The 20472-nt window shown below is 33.9% G+C and carries 15 protein-coding genes and 2 tRNA genes; 8 read left to right on the top strand and 9 right to left on the bottom strand.

The annotated features are described in order from the left end of the window. Position 1 precedes the first annotated feature (1 nt). Both BMY56_RS10045 and BMY56_RS10040 read left to right on the top strand, forming a co-directional pair. Positions 2-982, top strand: a complete 981-nt coding sequence (locus tag BMY56_RS10045) for a PorP/SprF family type IX secretion system membrane protein (protein ID WP_091623472.1) — start codon at positions 2-4, stop codon at positions 980-982. A gap of 11 nt (positions 983-993) precedes the next feature. Continuing rightward, positions 994-2907 (top strand): OmpA family protein, encoded by a 1914-nt coding sequence (locus tag BMY56_RS10040; protein WP_091623469.1) that lies wholly within the window; start codon positions 994-996, stop codon positions 2905-2907. Between the two features lie 16 nt (positions 2908-2923). On the opposite strand, the gene BMY56_RS10035 is transcribed toward BMY56_RS10040, so the two are convergent. The 5 genes from BMY56_RS10035 to mutS form a co-directional block, all read right to left on the bottom strand. Further along, entirely contained in the window at positions 2924-4174 is a 1251-nt protein-coding gene (locus BMY56_RS10035) for an NRAMP family divalent metal transporter (RefSeq protein WP_091623467.1), read from the bottom strand. A 56-nt stretch (positions 4175-4230) separates the two neighbouring features. Next, on the bottom strand, positions 4231-4866 hold the full coding sequence (locus tag BMY56_RS10030) for a SanA/YdcF family protein (protein WP_091623464.1): 636 nt from the start codon (positions 4864-4866) through the stop codon (positions 4231-4233). 135 nt (positions 4867-5001) lie between these two features. Further along, positions 5002-5088: transfer RNA gene (locus BMY56_RS10025), tRNA-Leu, on the bottom strand. 45 nt (positions 5089-5133) lie between these two features. After that, positions 5134-5206: transfer RNA gene (locus BMY56_RS10020), tRNA-Gly, on the bottom strand. A gap of 95 nt (positions 5207-5301) precedes the next feature. Continuing rightward, on the bottom strand, positions 5302-7884 hold the full coding sequence (gene mutS / locus BMY56_RS10015) for a DNA mismatch repair protein MutS (protein WP_091624448.1): 2583 nt from the start codon (positions 7882-7884) through the stop codon (positions 5302-5304). A 166-nt stretch (positions 7885-8050) separates the two neighbouring features. Here mutS and BMY56_RS10010 point away from each other — a divergent pair, with 166 nt between their 5' ends. Further along, complete coding sequence (locus BMY56_RS10010; RefSeq protein WP_091623461.1) at positions 8051-8581, top strand: RNA methyltransferase; 531 nt, start codon at positions 8051-8053, stop codon at positions 8579-8581. Positions 8582-8698: 117 nt separating this feature from the next. On the opposite strand, the gene folK is transcribed toward BMY56_RS10010, so the two are convergent. Continuing rightward, positions 8699-9841, bottom strand: coding sequence for a 2-amino-4-hydroxy-6-hydroxymethyldihydropteridine diphosphokinase (folK, locus tag BMY56_RS10005; RefSeq protein ID WP_091623459.1), 1143 nt, complete (start codon positions 9839-9841; stop codon positions 8699-8701). A 72-nt stretch (positions 9842-9913) separates the two neighbouring features. On the opposite strand from folK, the gene sppA reads away from it, so the two are divergent. Genes sppA through BMY56_RS09990 form a run of 3 tightly spaced genes read left to right on the top strand, consistent with a single transcriptional unit; the run spans position 9914 to position 15155 of the window. Further along, positions 9914-11674 carry a signal peptide peptidase SppA gene (gene sppA / locus BMY56_RS10000; RefSeq protein WP_091623456.1) on the top strand — a complete coding sequence of 587 codons (1761 nt, stop codon included), beginning with the start codon at positions 9914-9916 and terminating at the stop codon, positions 11672-11674. 3 nt (positions 11675-11677) lie between these two features. After that, positions 11678-12397 carry a queuosine precursor transporter gene (locus BMY56_RS09995; protein ID WP_091623453.1) on the top strand — a complete coding sequence of 240 codons (720 nt, stop codon included), beginning with the start codon at positions 11678-11680 and terminating at the stop codon, positions 12395-12397. A 22-nt stretch (positions 12398-12419) separates the two neighbouring features. Next, entirely contained in the window at positions 12420-15155 is a 2736-nt protein-coding gene (locus tag BMY56_RS09990) for an AsmA-like C-terminal region-containing protein (protein ID WP_091623450.1), read from the top strand. On the opposite strand, the gene BMY56_RS09985 is transcribed toward BMY56_RS09990, so the two are convergent. Further along, positions 15148-15942: a DUF2797 domain-containing protein gene (locus tag BMY56_RS09985; RefSeq protein WP_091623448.1), complete on the bottom strand. Its 795-nt coding sequence runs from the start codon at positions 15940-15942 to the stop codon at positions 15148-15150. The genes BMY56_RS09990 and BMY56_RS09985 overlap by 8 nt on opposite strands. A 79-nt stretch (positions 15943-16021) precedes the next feature. Here BMY56_RS09985 and BMY56_RS09980 point away from each other — a divergent pair, with 79 nt between their 5' ends. Continuing rightward, positions 16022-17536: a GH3 auxin-responsive promoter family protein gene (locus BMY56_RS09980; RefSeq protein ID WP_091623445.1), complete on the top strand. Its 1515-nt coding sequence runs from the start codon at positions 16022-16024 to the stop codon at positions 17534-17536. Between the two features lie 252 nt (positions 17537-17788). Next, positions 17789-18346 carry a hypothetical protein gene (locus tag BMY56_RS09975; RefSeq protein ID WP_091623442.1) on the top strand — a complete coding sequence of 186 codons (558 nt, stop codon included), beginning with the start codon at positions 17789-17791 and terminating at the stop codon, positions 18344-18346. A 79-nt stretch (positions 18347-18425) separates the two neighbouring features. Here BMY56_RS09975 and clpX read toward each other — a convergent pair whose 3' ends face one another. Then, the gene (clpX, locus tag BMY56_RS09970; RefSeq protein WP_091623440.1) at positions 18426-19661 is read right to left on the bottom strand and encodes an ATP-dependent Clp protease ATP-binding subunit ClpX; all 1236 of its coding nucleotides are present in this window, start codon (positions 19659-19661) and stop codon (positions 18426-18428) included. An 87-nt stretch (positions 19662-19748) separates the two neighbouring features. Beyond that, positions 19749-20429 (bottom strand): ATP-dependent Clp endopeptidase proteolytic subunit ClpP, encoded by a 681-nt coding sequence (gene clpP / locus BMY56_RS09965; protein ID WP_091623437.1) that lies wholly within the window; start codon positions 20427-20429, stop codon positions 19749-19751. Positions 20430-20472: the final 43 nt, after the last annotated feature.

The raw sequence follows: 20472 nt of genomic DNA, 5'->3' as shown, positions 1-20472 counted from the left end.
TATGGATTATAACTTTAATAAATCGAGTTATACTGTAGCGCTTTTGCTATTTTCTCTGTTAGGCTTCAATGCATTTGGGCAGAAAGAACCGCAGTACACTCAATATATGTATAATATAGGTAGTTTTAACCCAGCCTATGTCGGAACAGTTGAGACACCAGAATTATCTGGACTTTACAGAGCTCAATGGATAGATATACCTGGTGCGCCAAGAACATTTAGATTCGGAGCTAACCTGCCCTTTAAAAATGAGAAAGTAGGTCTAGGTCTTAATGTCATAAGTGATCAATTGGGGCCAGTTTCTCAAACCTATGCTGATATTTCTTATTCATATCAGATAATGGTAACCGATGAGACAAAATTGTCTTTTGGTATTGATGCAGGTGGGTCATTTTTAAATGTTGACTTTACAAAAGGTACTTTTGAGAACCCTGGTGAAGACCTTAATGGTGAAATGCTAAGCAAGTTTTATCCAACAGTTGGTGCTGGTGCTTTTCTATATTCAGATAATTGGTATCTTGGGGCTTCAGTTCCGAATTTTTTAACTGAAGGTGTATACAATGACGAAGTGGCTTCAATAGTTGAAGATAAGCTTCAATTCAATTTAATTGGAGGTTATGTTTTCGACCTTTCAGATAATCTAAAATTTAAACCAGCTTTCTTAATAAATACACTTAAAGGCTCTCCGATTAACGCAAACTTATCTAGTAATTTTTTAATTTCAGACGTATTTACTGCTGGTGTGTCGTACCGTATCGAGAATGCATTTAGTGGTTTGGCAGGTCTTCAAGTTTCAAACTCATTATTTGTAGGGTATTCATATGATTATAATACCAATTTACTTGGCGAGTTTAATAATGGGTCACATGAGATTATTCTTAAATTCTATTTAGGTAGGGAAGGAGCTAATAGTACAAAGGATGGCAATGATAAAAATGCAAAAGGTAAACCTAAACAAATTGATTCACCTCGATTCTTTTAAAGTGCACTAACATGAGATTTAAATTAATCATAGTATTACTAGTTTTTGTTCCCTTGATGGTTTCAGCGCAGGATAAAAAATCTAAAGCTGATAATCTATATTATAGCTATCAATACCAACAAGCAATAACCGAGTATAGAAGTGAAATGGAAAAATATCCATTAACGAACCATCAGTTATTAAACCTTGCCGATTCTTATTTTAATATCGGAAGCTTTGATAATGCCTCTGAACTTTATTTAGAAGTGAATAAGAATGATACAATTATGTCGGTCAATCGATTTAATAAAATGCTTCAAAGTATATCTAAAAACTCAGAGAGAGATAGGATAAAGACTTTTTTAAGGTCGAAAGCTGATATGTTGTCACCAGAGCTATTAGAGAACGCAGAGTTTAATTATAGTCTTTTAGAAATTCCTAAAGAAAGTGATAATAGTGTTATTGAAAATGTAGCTATAAATAGTCCGCAAGGAGATTTTTCACCTGCTTTTTATAAAAACGGTTTGTTGTTTAGTAGTAGTAGAATACAAAAAAGTAAAAAAGTTTATGAACCTTCAGGAGAATCATATTTAGATATCTATTTCGGTAAACTAAATGCTAATAATGAATTGACGGATGTTGAGGTTTTTGATAAAATACCCGCAACAAAGTTTCATAAGTCGACCCCTTTCTATTCTGATAAATTATCAACTTTTTTCTATATTCTGTCAAACACTGAAGATGATGAGCTTAGATATGATGAAAATGGCAAAAACGCATTGGCTATTGGTACGTTAACCGATACGGGACGATTTCGATTTATATTAAAAGATCTAAGTACATCTTTTTATTATCCATATTTCGATGACAGGTCTGAGCGATTATATTTTGCTGCTAATTTCGATGACAGTTATGGTGGTACCGATTTGTATTATGTATATACAAACAACGGGCAAATAATGTCTGCGCCTATAAATTTGGGTCCGAGAATTAATTCACCAGGAAATGAAATTGCTCCTTTTGTCTTTGAAGGAAGTCTTTATTTTTCTTCTGATGTTTTTTACGGATTAGGTGGAATGGATGTTTATAAATCAAGTATAATAGGAAATGATTCGTATACCATACCTGTTAATCTTGGTGAGGGTATAAATTCAATATCTGATGATTTTGGTTTTATAATTAAGCAGAATGAGAATAAAAGTTTTTCAGGGTATTTCTCATCTAATCGTAAGGGAGGTAAAGGTGGAGATGATCTTTATAGGTTTACATTAAAGAATTTACCTGGTTTAAAGACATTTTCTTTAGGTGGAAAGGTTGTTGACTTAAAGAAAAAAAATGGGGTAAGTGGTGCGCAAGTAAGGTTGTTAAACGATAAGGGTGAATTGTTAAAGGAAGTGAGTTCTGTAGCGACAGGTGATTTTAGAATTGAAATTCCTTGGCAAAAACAGGTGACTATACAGGCTTTAAAAGATGGATATTCAATTTTTTCAACATCCTATTCAGAAGAAGATATGGAAGAGATTCAAACAATTTCTTATACGTTAGGGCTTGCTAGGTTTGAAGATTTCGTTTTGGAAAGTGAAGACAAAACTATTTTAAAACTTGATAAATTTTATTTTGACAAAGGAAAAGCTATTTTGAATGCACAAGTAGAAGCTGAATTGAATAAGGTTGTTGATGCAGTATCGCGTTTTCCTCAGTTAAGGTTAAAAATTGAAACGTACACAGACAGTAGAGGTAGTGATTCTTATAATAAGAAACTATCACAAGACCGGTCTAATGTTATAAAAGATTATTTATTAAAGAATGGTTTATCCTCTAATAATATTGTTGAGGCAATTGGTTATGGTGAGGAGATGATTAAAAACAATTGTACTAATGGAGCATATTGTTTAGATTTTCTTCATAAACAAAACGAACGTACTTTATTTGTGGTTGTAGATTGATGTTAATAGTTCCTATTTAGAATATTACGATGTAAAAATAATACAACGAAAAACACGACAAAAATACAATTCCAAAATAAGTTAGCATTTTGAGATATTTTCCAGGCCAAAATTCTTGAGCCAAGTCATTACTAGTCACATTCTTTAGATTCATATAGCCGATAATAGGAGCTACTATGAATGAAACAAAAGTAGCTAAAGCCACCAGCTTGCCCATATTTGCACTAAATGTTGCAATGACTATAAAGTTGATAATGGTTAAAATTAGCACCCCTATGCCAAATGCTAATTTAGTACTGAATATTTTAGTTTTCGGATTCAATAGAGAGGCAATGTCTAGACCTACCCTGGTTAATGCATCATGGGCAGTCAGACATGTACTGAACATTGTGGCAAAAGCAGAAATTGCAATGAAAATATACGCCCAAGAACCAATATGCTCAGTAAATAATAAAACTACTTGGTCGGCAAAACTTACCGCATTATTGCTAAGCTGAATGTTTGTTCCGTATAAAGTGAACCAACCGATAATCATAAAAAAAACTGCTAGAATGGCAGTGATGCTATATCCGATATTAAACTCCTGAAGTGATTCTTTTAAGCTTGGTTTATCTTGAGTTTTCCATTTTTCAATACTCCATAAACTAATCCAGCTAGATGCTTCAACCGTGGTTGGCATCCAACCCATTAAACCAATTAAGAAAAGTACGCCAACCTCATTAAAAATGGGTGTTGGTTTAAAATCTTGAATATGGGCGACAGGACCTTGAATTAGCACTAAGACTGTTGTGGTGAGCAATGCGATAAAGAGAATGCTTACCACAAACTTTAGGCTAATCTCTAAAAATTTGTATTTTCCAAAAATTAGAATTGTACTTATAGTCAAAAACAAACCTAGTGCTACAGTTGAAATAGAAGTGTTCGTAATGTTAAACAGATTAATGAATAAACCTGCAGTAACCGTGTATAGTGCTGCTAAAATTGTAAATGTGGTTAGTAGTGTGATTCCTGCGTAGAACCATAAATAGCCTTTGCCGCGATGCAGATATCCTTCAATTAGAGTTTTATTGGTAACACTGGTATACCGCACTCCAAATTCAAAAAATGGATATTTGAGGATGTTAGCTAGAATAATGGGTATTACCATAACCCAACCATATTGTGCACCTGCTTTTGTAGATAATACTAAATGGGAGGTGCCGATTGCCATACTTGCAAATAAAAGTCCTGGCCCTAAATTTCTTAAGATGATTTTAAGTTTTGACACAATTTATGGTTTGGTTGCTCCAATAAATGTAAACTATTTAGGTTAAGTGGTAATGTTTATTTTATTTCAATGGTCGCTCCATAGAATTTTGGCTGAGTGTTTAATATCATATCGATAAAAACTTTTACCCGTGCTAAATATTCTCTAAAATGAACTTTGAATCCTTGTGAGGTAGATAAGTCTTGGGCATTGAAACCTATAGCTTTTAATCCTTTTTGTTCTGCAATATATATTGCTCTCTCATTATGAAACTTCTGTGAGATTACGGTAACGTTGTCAAGTCCAAAAATAAATTTTGCCCGAACCATAGAGTCTAGAGTTCTAAAACCAGCATAGTCTAAAAAAATCATTTCTTCTGGTATTCCCGCTTTTATTAAATCTTTCTTGATGGTATTTGGTTCATTGTAATAAATGCTACCATTATCACCACTCACTAAAATAAATTTGATTTTGCCAGCTTTAAATAGCGCTACTGTTGCATCTATGCGATAGGTATAATACGGATTTGAAGAACCGTTAGATATTCTATTAGAAGTCCCTAGTACAAGTCCTACCCTATTGGGGGGTATAGTATTAATGTTAGAATAGGTTTTGTCTTCAGTGGTGCTTGAAATAATAAAATTGCAGGTCAAAATCACTAGTACGAGTACTAGACTTAATGTGCCTAAAATTTTAATGATTTTTCTGAGCATGTATTAAAGTCAAGATTAAAGGTAATAAATACCGAATGACTTTAAGTTCTATTAAATTAAAAAGTACCTAGGTTAATCTTAGGAAATAGATTAAAATAAAAAAACCCTTGAAAATCAATTGATTAACAAGGGCTTTGGTACTCGAGGCGGGACTTGAACCCGCACGCCCCAAAGAGCACAGGATTTTAAGTCCGGCGTGTCTACCAATTCCACCACTCGAGCATATTTGGCATTTAAATAAAAAATGCTGACCAGCAACATTTTCTGAGCGAAAAACGGGATTCGAACCCGCGACCTCCACCTTGGCAAGGTGGCGCTCTACCAGCTGAGCTATTTTCGCAAGTTAATGAACGTGCATCTCTTAAAAGATGCGGGTGCAAATTTAATACAATTCTGTAAAAACCAAAGTAAAAATGAGCAAAAGAATAAAAAATTTTATGATGTCGCCTTCTTGTCCTTGGTTAACAGCCTTTTAATTTCATTTAACTTCATTAATGCCTCTACCGGAGTAAGGGTGTCAATGTCTAAATGCGTAATTTCTTCCTTAATTTCTTCTAATAATGGATCATCTAAGTTGAAAAAACTTAATTGCATTTCGTTGGAAGTGTTTTTAAGTTGATCACCAATTTCTTGATTCACCTGTTTATTTTCCAACTTTTTTAAAATCTTATTCGCTTTTTGAATTACTTGTTGCGGCATACCTGCCATTTTTGCTACATGAATACCAAAACTATGTTCACTGCCACCAGGAACTAATTTTCTAAGAAATAGAACGGTATCCTTTAATTCCTTTATGGCAACATTGAAATTCTTAATACGATTATACGTATGAGTCATCTCATTAAGTTCGTGGTAATGGGTGGCAAACATCGTTTTTGCTCTGGAAGGGTGCTCATGAAGATACTCTGAAATGGCCCAAGCAATTGAAATACCATCGTAAGTGCTTGTTCCTCTTCCAATTTCATCTAATAAAACCAAACTACGTTCAGAAAGGTTATTAAGTATTGATGCGGTTTCGTTCATTTCAACCATAAAGGTCGATTCGCCCATCGAAATATTATCGCTGGCACCAACTCGAGTGAATATTTTATCAATCACCCCAATTTTAGCACTTTCAGCAGGTACAAAACTTCCCATTTGTGCAAGAAGAACAATTAAAGCTGTTTGTCTCAATAATGCTGATTTACCACTCATGTTTGGTCCGGTAATCATTATAAACTGCTGGTTAGATCTATCTAACTGTAGGTCGTTGGTGATATATTGTTCACCTAAAGGCAGTTGTTTCTCAATAACTGGATGCCTTCCATCGGTAATTTGTAAATCAGTAGAGTCATTTAACTCCGGACAATTATATGCATTCTCTTTAGCCAATTGAGCAAATCCACAAAGGCAGTCAAGTTGCGCTATTAGGTAAGCATTGTTTTGAACTGGGGCAATATATTCTTGCATCCAAACAACCAACTGAGAAAATAGTTGTTGCTCTAATGTTGAGATGCGATCTTCTGCGCCTAGTATTTTTGCTTCATACTCTTTTAACTCTTCAGTAATATATCGTTCTGCATTAACTAAGGTCTGCTTGCGAATCCATGTATCGGGAACCTTGTCCCTGTGCGTATTTCTTACTTCAATGTAATACCCAAAAACATTGTTAGAAGCTATTTTAAGAGAGGTGATGCCAGTTGCAGCAGTCTCTCTTTCTAGCATGCTGTTTAAATAATTTTTACCAGTAGTGGCCAACCCTCTTAGCTCATCTAATTCTTCAGAGAACCCTTTTGCGATAGTACTGCCCTTTAAAATATTTACTGGGGCCTCTTCGCTAAGCATTTCTTTAATTTTTGCTCTTAATAAATCGCAAGATTGAATTTGGTCTCCGGTTAAAGCCAAAGATTCATTTTTAGAAGCAGTTGCCAATTGCTTTATTGGTATTAAAGCTTCAAGTGAGTTTTTAAGCTGAACAACTTCTTTAGGGTTGACTTTGCCTGTGGCCACTTTAGAAATTAAGCGTTCTAAATCGCCCATCTGCTTAATGTGGTGTTGAAATTTTTCTAGAACTATGTCTTCATTATATAAAAAAGAAACTATCTGTTGTCTTCTTTTTATTTTTTCTAGATTTTTAAGTGGTAAAGCAAGCCATCGCTTTATCATTCGCCCACCCATTGGGGAGATAGTTTTGTCAATGACATCTAAAAGAGTGACGGCATTTATATTTGTTGAATGGTATAGTTCTAAATTTTTTATGGTGAACCTATCCATCCATATATAATCATCTTCGGCGATTCGCTGCAATTTTGAAATATGCTGTAATTGGCGATGCTGCGTTTCTCCTAAATAATGTAATATAACACCAGATGCAATAACACCACATTTTAAATGATCAACACCGAATCCTTTTAATGTTTTGGTGTTGAAGTGTGAAGTAAGGTTTTCTAAAGCATAATCTTCCTGAAATACCCAATCTTCTAAATAAAATAAATGATGGTTTTTGCCAAATACTTCGGTAAATTCTTTTTTATGGGCTTTAGATATTAAAATTTCATTAGGGGAAAAATTCTGTAATAGTTTATCGATTTGTTCTTCACCACCTTCCGATGTTAAAAATTCACCTGTAGATATATCAACTAAAGAAATTCCAATTTTTTTTCTTCCAAAATGAACTGCGCACAGAAAATTATTAGTCTTTGAATGAAGTATATCATCATTCATTGCCACTCCAGGGGTTACCAATTCAGTAACACCCCTTTTAACAATCGTTTTGGTTTGTTTAGGGTCTTCGAGCTGATCGCAAATCGCAACACGTAGCCCTGCCTTTACCAATTTCGGTAAATAAGTGTTTAATGAATGATGGGGAAATCCGGCTAATTCTGTTCGTTCACCACCATTATTTCTATAGGTAAGAATGATTCCTAAAATACGAGAAGCCTTAACGGCATCTTCACCAAAGGTTTCGTAAAAATCACCTACTCGAAAAAGCAATAACGCATCAGGATATTTGGTCTTGATGGTATTGTATTGCTTCATTAAAGGGGTTACCTTTTTTATCTTGCTTTTATCCGCCACTTTATCTTTATCTCATTAATTTTGTATCTACACGAAAGTATGATTTTATCCATCGATTTTAAATCATTGTTGATATTTGCCGATAAGTTTATCACATTAAATTATCATTAGAAAATTAAAATAAAGCATGAGAAAACTACGAAATGAGGAGCTAGATAGAAAGGGTGTAGAAGAATTTAAACTTGCTGGTAAGACTCCGATAATTATTGTTTTAGACAATATTCGCAGTTTGAATAATATAGGTTCGGTTTTTAGAACAGCAGACGCTTTTTTGGTTGAAAAAATATACTTGTGCGGCATAACCGCTACGCCTCCCCATAAAGATATTCATAAAACTGCTTTGGGTGCTACTGAAAGTGTTGATTGGGAGTATGTGCCTGAGACTATTGATTTAGTTGAGAAGTTAAAAACTGAAGGATGTCATGTGATATCGGTAGAACAAGCTGAGAATGCGACTCAATTAAATAAATATATTCCCGCGAAGGATGAAAAACAGGTTTTGATCTTTGGTAACGAAGTGAAAGGTGTAGCACAAAATGTTGTTTCAGCAAGTGATGAGATTTTAGAAATTCCCCAGTTTGGAACAAAGCACTCTTTAAATATTTCGGTAAGTGTTGGGGTTGTAGTTTGGGATTGCTGGAATAAATTAAATGCATAAAAAAACCTGGTCATTGACCAGGTTTTCAAGTATAGTTTGAGTTAGTTAGTTGCACTTGTGCTGTTGCAATAAAGTGAATCCTTTTCATTTACGCAAGAAATCATACAATATTTTGCACTATAGTGATGATAATGCAAAATCTTCAATCTTAGTTAAAATGGTTTCGTAATCCCTATTATGACTTACAAAATCTAAATCACTAACATCTATAACTAATTGATTTTCTTTTGGGTAGGTCTTTAGAAAGTCAAAATAACCTCTATTTATTCGTTCTAGGTAAGAGAGTTCAATATTTTGTTCATAATCTCTACCACGCTTTTTTATTTGCTCTAAAAGTCGCTCTGTGGTTTGATACAGATAAACGTATATTCTTGGTTTTTTAACCTCCTTGTACATGAAATTAAATACTTTTCGGTAAAGTTCAAATTCGTTTTGCTGTAAGGTGACCTTTGCGAAAATTAGTGATTTGTATATGTCATAATCACTCACCATAAAGCTTTTGAAGAGGTCAAGCTGATTGGTGTCTTCTGTAAATTGTTGATAACGATCGGCCAAAAAAGACATCTCTAGCGGAAAAGCATACCTTGCCTGATCCTCGTAAAAACTTGGTAGAAACGGGTTTTCGGCAAATCGTTCCAATATTAATTTGGCATTAAATTCATCAGAAATTTTTGTAGCTAATGTTGTTTTTCCTGCACCAATGTTACCTTCAATGGCCAAATAATTAAAACTGGCAAAAAGCGAATGTCGATTTTTGAAAAGTTTATTAAGTTGTTTGGTGATGATGCTTTTATCTTGGCATTCTTGCAGCAAATTTCTTGTATCCTTGTTTAATATAGGATGATAGAATTGAGGTGTAATATCAGCTAATGGCTTGAGAATAAATTTACGGTCTTGCAGTTTTGGGTGCGGAACAGTTAAGGTTTCTGTTTCAATAATATCATGCTCATAGTAGATTATATCTAAATCTAGTGTTCTACTCTGATAACTATTGCTTTCGGTTCTTATTCTTCCAAAATACGTTTCAATTGTCAATAGTTTGGATAACAATTCTTGTGGAGAAAGTAACGTTTGTATTTCTATGCAGGCGTTTAAAAAATCTTCACCTTCGAAACCCCATGACGGAGTCTCGTAAATAGCAGAGACTTGCCTAATTTCTCCGGCTTTACTGCCTATTTCGAAAATAGCTTTTTGTAAAAGAAGTTCCCTGTTACCTAAATTACTTCCAATAGATAAATATGCTGTTTTGTACACTCCCATAATATTGGAACAAAATAACTAAAACATATTCACATTGGTTATCTTTGTTAACTATTTAAAAGAAAGATTTACATGAATTTTTTGAGAAATTTTTTAGCGTCTATTTTAGGTTCCCTGTTCGCTTTTGGAATCGTATTCGTTATGTTTTTAATATTTGTCACGCTTGTAAGTAGTGGAGAAGATACTGTTGCTGTGAAAGAGAATTCGATATTAGAGCTTCAGTTACAGCGTCCAATTTCAGATTATACTGGCACCAATGAGCTTGATCCATTTGCTGGTATTTTTGAACAATCACAAGGTTTAGATGAAATCTTACATGCTATTGAAGTGGCTAAAAATGATAACCGTATAAAAGGTATTAGCATTAATAACAACTTTATTATTGCTGGTTTGGCTCAAACGCAAGCCATTAGAGGGGCGTTAGAAGACTTTAGGTCTAATGGTAAGTTTATTTATGCATATGCAGATTTTTATATGCAGCGCGATTATTATTTAGCAAGTGTGGCAGATTCGATTTTTATGAACCCTGTAGGTGTGTTAGATTTTAAAGGACTCTCGACTGAAGTGCTTTATTTTAAAGAACTGCAGGAAAAATCAGGTGTTAAAATGGAGGTGATTCGCCATGGTAAATATAAAAGCGCAGTAGAACCTTATTTAGAAAATAACATGAGTGAGGCCAATAGAAGTCAATTGACGTCATTGCTTCAATCGCTGTGGAATTCTATGGTTACCGATATTTCAAATACAAGAGGTATTTCAGAATCTGATTTAAATAGTATAGCTGACACATTAGGGGGCAGAACACCTAAATATGCAAAAAAATCTGGTCTTGTAGATGATATTGCTTTTTACGATGAGTATGAAAATAAATTGTCTAATGCCCTAGCTCTAAAAAATGAGGATAAGATCAACATTAGTACACTAGATGATTATGTGAAATATTCCAATAAGAAAACATTGAAATCCGGTGATGATAAGATTGCCGTTGTCTTTGCTCAAGGAGAAATTTTTTATGGAGAAGGTGGTCCAAATATCATAGGACAAGGAATTATTAATGAGGCTTTAATTAAAGCAAGAGAGGATGAAAGTGTTAAAGCTATTGTATTAAGGGTTAATTCGCCGGGAGGTAGCGCTTTGACTTCAGATATTATTTGGAGGGAAGTTGCACTAACTAAAAGAGTAAAGCCAGTTATTGTTTCTATGGGTAACGTAGCTGCATCTGGCGGTTATTATATAGCTGCAGGTGCAGATAGGATTTTTGCTGAGCCAACCACAATTACGGGTTCTATTGGTGTTTTTGGTACTGTACCGAATATGACCGAGTTGGCTGATAATATTGGAATAAATGCAGAACAGGTTGGTACCAATAAAAATGCTATTGATTATTCTTTATTCGAACCGATGCAAGAAAGTTTTAAAAATCAAATTCAAGAGAGTATTGAAGATACGTATCAAACATTTTTACAGCGTGTATCTGAAGGTCGTAATATGACGATGGCACAAGTAGACAGTGTGGCTCAGGGTCGTGTTTGGAGCGGTACTGAGGCTTTAGAAATTGGTTTGGTAGACGAATTAGGGAGCTTAGATGACGCTATTGCTGCTGCTGCTGAAATCGCTTCCTTAAAGTCTTATGGGGTTAAAAAGTTTCCTAGATATAAAAGTGGTTTTGAGCGTTTTATGGAAGATTTAGAAGGGGCTAGTGTACAATTAAAAGATAATCTGCTGAAAAATGAAATTGGCGATGAAGCTTATATGATACTTAAAGAATTAAAGTCTTTCAAAGAACAAAAAGGCATACAGGCAAGAATGCCTTTTGCTTTGGATATCAAGTAAACGATGACGTTAAAGGATAGGAGACTGGCACAACGTATTTATTTGTATTTAGGGGCGCTGTTTATTACCTCCTTAGTAGTATCGAATCTTATTTTTCAAAAATTTTTCTATTGGAATCCGTTTGGTGATTTTACTGTTTTTGGAGTTTCGCTTTTTGAGGTTTCCGTTGGTATTTTACCTTATCCCATAACCTTTTTGATCACTGACCTTATCTCTGAAATATATGGTAGAAAAATGGCGAATCAGATCGTCACTGCCGGTATTTTCGCTTCTTTTTTTTCAATGAGTATTATTTTGCTAGCAGAGGTTGTGCCTGCAATACCCACTTCACCAATAGGCGACCAAACGTTTACTCAGGTTTTTGCGTTATCACCAATAGCAGTATTAGCCTCAATGATAGCCTATTTATTAGCGCAATATGTAGACGTTGCCATTTATCATTTTTGGAAAAGATTGACCAAAGGAAAGTATCTATGGTTGCGTAATAATTTTTCTACATTTCTTTCACAATTTCTTGATACGTTTACCGTTGTGGGACTGTTATGTGTCTTCAAAGTACTACCATGGGAATTATTTTTCGGACTAGTGGTAAGCGGATTTCTTTTTAAAATTTTTATAGCATTCTTTGACACTCCTTTTCTCTATTTCTTCGTATATATAATGAGAAAACGTTTTGATCTGAAACCAAATGAAGAATTGGACTTAGATATATTAGAACAATAGCATAAAATAAAGCAGTATAAATATGGGTAAGAAAATATTGAAAATTGTAGGTGTAATTCTATTGTTGATAATAGCAGTGCTAATTGCCGCGCCTTTTTTCTTAGAGGCAAAAATTGGTGATATTATAAAAAATAATGTCAATAAGAATGTGAATGCTACACTAGATTTCTCAGAAACAGATTTGAGTTTATTTAGCAGTTTTCCTAATGCAGAGGTGAAATTTAAAGATGTGATTTTAATCAATAAAGCTCCTTTTGAGGGCGATACTTTGTTTAAGGCCAACACACTAGATTTAACTATGGGTATTATGCAATTGTTTAAAGGGACCGAAGATGCTATTGTAATTAATAATATTTATTTAGAAGGTGCATTGATGAATGTAGTCGTTGATAAAGATGAGAACGCTAATTATGATATTGATGTAGCTTCTGAAAATACAACGGTTGCAGAACCTATTAGTACCAATGGTTTCTCTTTTGATTTACAATCATATGAAATCTCAAACTCAAGAATTTATTATATAGATAAGTCTACGGGCATAACTTTTAAGTTAGATGATTTTCAACATAAAGGAACAGGTGATTTGTCCCTGGCAACATCAGAGTTAGACACACATACCGATGCTTTGGTTTCGTTTGAAATGGATAGTGTAAATTACCTATATAGAAACAAGGTACAATTGGATGCTTTAATCGGCATAGATTTAAATCAAAATAAATATTCTTTTTTAAAGAACGAAGCACTAGTAAATCAGCTTCCGTTAGTATTTGATGGTTTTGTTATTGTTAATGACGACAATCAAGAAATAGATTTAACGTTTAAAACTCCTTCCTCAGATTTTAAAAACTTTTTGGGTGTAATACCAGAAATCTATTCTAAGAATATTGAAAGTGTTACTACCACTGGTGATTTTATAGTTAATGGTAATTTTAATGGTATTGTAGACGATACCCATATTCCTAAATTTAATATTGACATTAAATCTGATAATGCATCTTTCAAATATCCAGATTTACCTAAAGCGGTGCGTAATGTCTTTTTTGATATTCAATTGAATAACAAAACTGGTATTACAGAAGATACGTATGTAGATATAAACAAAGCTTCATTTATGATAGATGAAGACAAGTTTAACCTTACATCTAATATTACCGAGCTTATGGGTAATACTAAAGTAAAAGCTCATGTAGATGGGGTAATGAACTTGGCTAATATTTCTAAAGCATATCCTGTACCAGCCGGGTATGATTTAAAAGGCCTTTTGAAAGCAGATATTACAACAGCCTTCGATATGGCTTCCGTTGAAAAAAAGCAATATGAAAAAACGAATACAACTGGAGAATTAAGTGTTGCTAACTTTGAATATAATTCTGAGGAACTTGCTAATCCTGTTAAATTTAATAAGGCAAGTTTAACGTTTAATCCGAAAACTGTCGCATTAAATAGTTTAAACGGTACTACAGGTAAAACTGATTTTGATGTTACCGGAACTATTAATAACCTTTTAGGGTTTATGTTTAATGATGAAAAGGTGGAAGGTTATTTTAATTTAAAATCGAACACCTTTGCTTTGAATGATTTCATGGTAGCTGAAGTAGAAACCACAACACCAACAGAAAAGAACGATAGTGAAAGTGGGGTAGTCGTCAAAGAAGAGAAAATTAAGATACCTTCATTTCTTGATGCTACCATTAATGCAAATGCAAAACAAGTATTGTACGATGATATTGTTTTAAGTGATGTCACTGGAATTTTGATGATAAAAGACGAAACGGCTATATTGAGCAATATGACCTCTGGTCTTTTTGGGGGTAAAATGGCTTTTAACGGTGAGGTTTCAACTAGAGGTGAGATTCCGACCTTCGCCATGAAATTAGATTTAAACCAATTAGGCATTGAAGAAACGTTCAAGTCAGTTGAATTATTTAAGTCATTAGCGCCTATTGCACAAATATTGAAAGGGAAGTTGACTTCGGATATTTCATTATCGGGGAATTTAACAGATGATTTATTACCTAATCTATTATCATTAAGCGGAGACCTTTTTGCAGATATAGCTACCGATGAGATTAATACGGAATCTGCTCCACTTCTAAATGCTTTAGTTTCAAAATTGAATTTTATCGACTTAAAAGAACTAAATCTTAAGGAATTAAAAACATCTCTTTCTTTTAAAGATGGTCTGGTTACCGTAAAACCATTTACGATTAATTATAAGGATATCGCTATAAATGTTGATGGGAGCCATACTTTTGATAAGAAGTTAAACTATAAAGCTACGTTACAGGTTCCTGCAAAATATCTAGGTTCTGACATTACCAAATTAATTGCTAGAATTGATGATTCAGCTTTGCAAAATTTGACCATACCTGTTATTGCAAATATTGGAGGGGTATATAATAGTCCTCAAGTGACCACAGATTTAACCTCAGGCATAAAGCAATTGACCACGAAGTTGGTGGAGATCGAAAAGCAGAAGCTTATTAATAAAGGCACTGATAAGGCTAAGGATTTGATAGGGGGTATTTTAAGCGGTAATCAAGCTAAATCAGATTCAATTAAAAAAGATACAACTTCAAATAAACAAAAGGCTAAGGATATTTTAGGCGGAATACTTGCTATCAAAAACCCAAAAGATAGTACAGCGGTTAATAAAGACTCAGTTCCTGCCAAGAACGAGAAGGAAGTAGTAAAAGAAAAAGCGAAAGATATTTTAGGTGGTTTGCTAGGTAAAAAGAAAAAAGATACAGTTAATTAACTGTAAGGCCTACATAATAACCCTCACTACCTCTAATATTAAATACAGTGTTATCTTCGAATATAAGATACTGCCCTTTTATTCCTTTTAATTTACCTTCATATAAAGGTGTTTTATCAAGATTAAGGCTTTTGACTTTAGTGGGATATTTCAATACCGGGAACTCTATCTGGGTTTCACTTTTATTGTCTAAATAATAAGGAAGAGCTTCTTCAGGAATGTATTGCTTTAATTTTTCACGCCATTCTAAAAGATTCTCATCTACAATATTATTGGTTAGCATAGTGCGCCAATTTGTTTTGTCGCCAACATGATTTTTTAAGGCTACTTCTGTAATACCTGCAAGATACCTGTTGGGTACTTCTACGATTTCAATAGCTTCATGAGCACCTTGGTCAATCCACCTTGTGGGTATTTGCCCTTTTCTGGTAACACCAACTTTAACGTTGCTTGAATTGGCTAAGTAAACAATGTGTGGTTGCAATTGTACTTTTTTCTCATACGCTAAATCTCTATCTTCTTGGTCTAAATGGGCTGTGCTCAATTCTGGGCGCATAATCCAATCTCCCGCAGAGGGTATTTCAAAGAAACATGTTTTACAAAAACCTTGTCTATAAATAGGTCTGTCATTTCCGCAGTTTAGACATTGAAATTTTATAAATTCTATTTTTAGATTTTTATCGAGGACTTGATTTACATTTAGAAAATCTGATTCAAACAGCATATAATATTGTATTGGATGACCAATTTCTGTTTGCATTTTTTTTAGTACTCCTTCGTATTGCATGTTTAATCTGCTTATTGTATGGTCAATTTGAAAATGATACTTAGATACGCTATTTTTAGCAACACAAAGATACCGATAAATGCCAATTACTTTATTTAATTCCATTGCCTCTTGGCTGTTGAAGAAGCGTTATCATCAGATAGAACTTTTTTTAAAGTACCCAGAAGAGGTTCAAGAAGAAGTTTTACTGCAATTGCTCGAATTTGCAGAAGACACAGAAGTTGGTAGAAAGTACGAATTCGATTCTATTGAATCATATAACACATTTAAAGAACGTTTGCCAATCGTGTCTTATGAAGAAATTGAACCAATAATTGAACGTACTAGAAAAGGTGAACAAAATCTTTTTTGGCCTACCAAGGTGAAATTGTTTGCGAAAAGTAGTGGAACCACTAATGCAAAAAGTAAGTTTATTCCCGTTAGTAGTGAAGCATTAGAGGACTGCCATTATAAATCAAGCAAAGATTTACTATGCCTTTATTTAAACAATAATGAAAATTCACAATTGTTTACGGGTAAAAGTCTTCGATTAGGGGGTAGTAAAGAGCTCTACGAGGACAATGGCTCTTTTTTTGGTGATCTGTCTGCCATTCTTATAGATAACATGCCTTTATGGGCAGAATACAGCAGTACACCTAGTAATAAGGTTTCTTTGATGAGTGAATGGGAAAGTAAGCTGATGGCCATTATTCATGAAAGTGTACAAGAGAATGTAACTAGCCTTGCAGGTGTTCCATCATGGATGTTGGTCTTGATGAATAAAGTTTTAGAAGAAACAGGAAAAGAGAATTTATTTCAAGTATGGGAAAATTTAGAGGTGTACTTTCATGGCGGTGTAAACTTCAACCCATATAAAGAACAGTATAAAAAAATACTTCCAAATGATAATTTTAGGTATTATGAAATATATAATGCTTCAGAAGGATTTTTTGCTATTCAAGATAGAAATAATAAGGAAGATCTTTTACTCATGTTAGACTATGGTATTTTTTATGAGTTTATCCCGATGGATGTTTATGGCACAATAGAGCAAGAAGCGATTCCGTTATGGGAAATTGAACTAGAGAAAAATTATGCAATTATCATCACGACCAACTCTGGCCTATGGCGTTATAAAATTGGAGATACTGTTAGGTTTACTTCTAAAAGTCCATATCGAATAAAGGTTACTGGGCGTACTAAACATCATATCAATGTTTTTGGTGAGGAGTTGATTATTGAAAATGCCGAGGAAGCATTGAAAATAGCTTGTGCTAAAACCGAGGCTGAAATTATCGATTATACTGCCGGACCTATTTTCATGGTCGATAAAGAAAAAGGAGCTCATGAGTGGATTATGGAATTTAGAACCTTGCCAAAAGATTTTAATTTGTTTGTTAATGTATTTGACAATGCTTTGAAATCACTCAATTCAGATTACGAGGCAAAACGGCTTAATAATATCACCTTAAACCTACCCTTGGTTCATATTGCCCGTAAAAACTTATTCTATGATTGGTTAAAGGCAAATGATAAACTTGGTGGTCAACATAAAATACCAAGACTTTCCAATAAACGTGATTATTTAGAAGAGCTTTTGCTAATGAACGGGTAATTTGCCCCATACACACTATTTTTTAGTCTAATCACAACATACTTTTATTTTGGCTCAATAGTTGAATTAACTTTATATTGGTTAAAAACCTGGTTAAGAGCTATTTCAATTGTTGCTTTTTATCATTAGAATTCTTAATAAAAGGGACTACAACGATAATTTTATACGAGTAAACAATTAAATAGTGATATGTGCAGCTAAAAATCCAACTTGCTGTAGGAAAACTTAACCAAACTATAAAATACGATTATTATGGCACAGAAATTAGTGATTGTTTCAGATATGTGGGGCGCTAAGAAAGGTTTGTGGATTACTTCATATTTAGGATACCTTCAACAGTATTTTGATATTACTTTTTATGATAGTCAACAATTGGCCAACCTGGATCTATTGGTACAGTCAGAAGAAAATGTTCATAGTGCTTTTGTTAATGGTGGTATTGATACAGCTGTTTCTCATTTGTTGAAAAAAGAGAAAGAACCTTGTTATTATCTAGCTTTTAGTACGGGTGCAACTATTGTTTGGGAAGCTGCAAAAAATGGATTGCCAGTTAAATCATTTTATAGTGTTTCGGCTACTAGAATTCGTTTAAAAAATGAAAGGCCAAATGTGCCATTTCAATTGGTATATGGTGAAAATGACGTATTTAAGCCGAGTGATGATTGGGCTGTTAGATTAGGTATTGACATGGAAGTTGTTTCCAATTATGGGCATACACTTTATTCTGATGAGAAAATCATACAGAAAGTATGTTTAGATTTATTACAAGAGGTAACACAAATAGCACCACAAATTAAGAAAGTGGTCTAGTGTAAAATATAAGATTAGAACCTAAAAAAAAGCGTGGATGAATATCCACGCTTTTTTTATATATTATTCAGGGTCTTATTTAAGAAACTGCTTTTAACTTTTTTACGGTATCGTAAGATAACTTTTCTTCAGCATAAGGTTTTGTTACTTTGAACGTCGTATCATCTGTACTTGGCATCTCGAACATTGCATCTGTAAAGATTGCTTCACATAAAGATCTTAAACCTCTAGCACCAAGCTTGTATTCAATTGCCTTATCAACAATATAGTCTAATGCCTGTTCAGTGATGGTAAAAGTAATATTATCCATTGCAAACAGTTTCTCGTACTGTTTAATGATTGCATTTTTAGGTTCTGTCAAGATTGCTCTTAACGTCTTTTTATCTAGCGGATTCATATGAGTAAGAACAGGAAGTCTACCAATAATTTCAGGTATAAGTCCGAATTCTTTTAAATCTCTAGGTATTATATATTGTAACATATTGGTGGTGTCCAAAAAGTTGTCAGATTTTGAAGCACTATAACCTACAGCTTGCATATTCAAACGTTTTGTAATGGCACGTTCAATACCATCAAATGCTCCACCAGCAATGAATAGTATGTTTTCAGTATTGACTTCGATAAATTTTTGATCAGGATGTTTTCTTCCACCTTTAGGTGGAACATTAACAACAGTGCCTTCTAATAATTTTAGAAGCCCTTGTTGTACACCTTCACCAGATACATCTCTAGTTATCGATGGGTTATCACCCTTGCGAGCTATCTTATCTATTTCGTCAATAAATACAATACCTCTTTCAGCTTTTTCAAGATTGTAATCTGCTGCCTGTAAAAGACGTGTTAAAATACTTTCTACATCTTCACCTACATAACCAGCTTCTGTCAACACTGTAGCATCTACTATAGCCAATGGTACATTAAGTAATTTCGCAATAGTTTTTGCCATTAGGGTTTTACCTGTACCGGTTTGCCCTACCATTATAATATTACTTTTTTGAATCTCTATGTCATCTTCTTTTGAAGATGGTTGAAGTAATCTTTTGTAGTGATTGTAAACAGCTACCGACATCACTTTTTTTGTTCGTTCTTGCCCAATAATAAAGGTGTCTAAAAACTCCTTAATCTCTTGAGGCTTTTTTAAGACTAGTTCAGAAGAAAGATCATTTGTCTTTGTTTGTTTTGATTCTTCAGCAACAATGCCGTGAGCCTGCTCTATACAACGGTCACAAATGTGTGCGTCAAGACCTGCAATCAATAAATTGGTTTCTGGTTTTTTTCTACCACAGAATGAACATTCTAAATTTTCCTTTGCCATTATCTTACTTCTCTATTCTATTCCTTAACGATTGAAAATCGTTTTTGGTTTAAAATTCATTTATTTATTTGATTCAAGTAGTCGGAATTATTTCTTATCCCTTACCAAAATTTCATCGATCATTCCATACTTAAGGGCTTCGTCAGCTTTCATCCAGTAATCACGATCACTATCATCACGTACTTTTTCAATATCGGTGTTAGAATGCTGAGCTATGATTTCATATAATTCATCTTTTAACTTTAAGATTTCTCTTGCGGTAATTTCAATATCACTCGCTTGCCCTTGAGCACCACCCATTGGTTGGTGAATCATAACACGAGAATGTTGTAAGCCACTACGTTTTCCTTTTTCACCAGCGCATAATAAAACAGCACCCATTGAAGCGGCCATTCCTGTACATATAGTAGCAACATCAGGAGTAATAAATTGCATAGTATCATAAATACCTAAACCTGCATATACACTACCTCCAGGAGAGTTGATGTAAATTTGAATATCCTTTTTAGCGTCAACACTTGCTAGAAACAATAATTGTGCTTGAATGATATTTGCAACTTGATCATTGATACCCGTACCCATGAATATGATACGATCCATCATTAAACGCGAATAAACATCCATGGCAACAACATTCATAGACCTTTCTTCAATAATGTTAGGCGTCATGTTTGTTGGGTACATGCTGCTCATTATTGTGTCGTAATATGTACTGCTAATACCTTGATCGTTTATTGCGAAATTCTTGAATTCTTTTCCGTAATCCATAAATTGTATGTCTATTTTTTAGAGTAAAAAAAGGTGCCGAAAA

The sequence above is a fragment of the Maribacter orientalis genome (genome assembly GCF_900109345.1).
Classification (GTDB): domain Bacteria; phylum Bacteroidota; class Bacteroidia; order Flavobacteriales; family Flavobacteriaceae; genus Maribacter; species Maribacter orientalis.
This window is presented reverse-complemented; position numbering and strand designations above follow the sequence as displayed.

Coding starts and splice junctions, on each gene's coding strand:
- BMY56_RS09985 (WP_091623448.1), bottom strand. CDS start 15,942: ATGCAATACGAAGGAGTACTAAAAAAAATGCAAACAGAAATTGGTCAT.
- mutS (WP_091624448.1), bottom strand. CDS start 7,884: ATGAAGCAATACAATACCATCAAGACCAAATATCCTGATGCGTTATTG.
- clpX (WP_091623440.1), bottom strand. CDS start 19,661: ATGGCAAAGGAAAATTTAGAATGTTCATTCTGTGGTAGAAAAAAACCA.
- BMY56_RS10045 (WP_091623472.1), top strand. CDS start 2: ATGGATTATAACTTTAATAAATCGAGTTATACTGTAGCGCTTTTGCTA.
- BMY56_RS10030 (WP_091623464.1), bottom strand. CDS start 4,866: ATGCTCAGAAAAATCATTAAAATTTTAGGCACATTAAGTCTAGTACTC.
- BMY56_RS09990 (WP_091623450.1), top strand. CDS start 12,420: ATGGGTAAGAAAATATTGAAAATTGTAGGTGTAATTCTATTGTTGATA.
- BMY56_RS09980 (WP_091623445.1), top strand. CDS start 16,022: ATGCCAATTACTTTATTTAATTCCATTGCCTCTTGGCTGTTGAAGAAG.
- BMY56_RS09995 (WP_091623453.1), top strand. CDS start 11,678: ATGACGTTAAAGGATAGGAGACTGGCACAACGTATTTATTTGTATTTA.
- sppA (WP_091623456.1), top strand. CDS start 9,914: ATGAATTTTTTGAGAAATTTTTTAGCGTCTATTTTAGGTTCCCTGTTC.
- BMY56_RS09975 (WP_091623442.1), top strand. CDS start 17,789: ATGGCACAGAAATTAGTGATTGTTTCAGATATGTGGGGCGCTAAGAAA.
- BMY56_RS10010 (WP_091623461.1), top strand. CDS start 8,051: ATGAGAAAACTACGAAATGAGGAGCTAGATAGAAAGGGTGTAGAAGAA.
- BMY56_RS10040 (WP_091623469.1), top strand. CDS start 994: ATGAGATTTAAATTAATCATAGTATTACTAGTTTTTGTTCCCTTGATG.
- folK (WP_091623459.1), bottom strand. CDS start 9,841: ATGGGAGTGTACAAAACAGCATATTTATCTATTGGAAGTAATTTAGGT.
- clpP (WP_091623437.1), bottom strand. CDS start 20,429: ATGGATTACGGAAAAGAATTCAAGAATTTCGCAATAAACGATCAAGGT.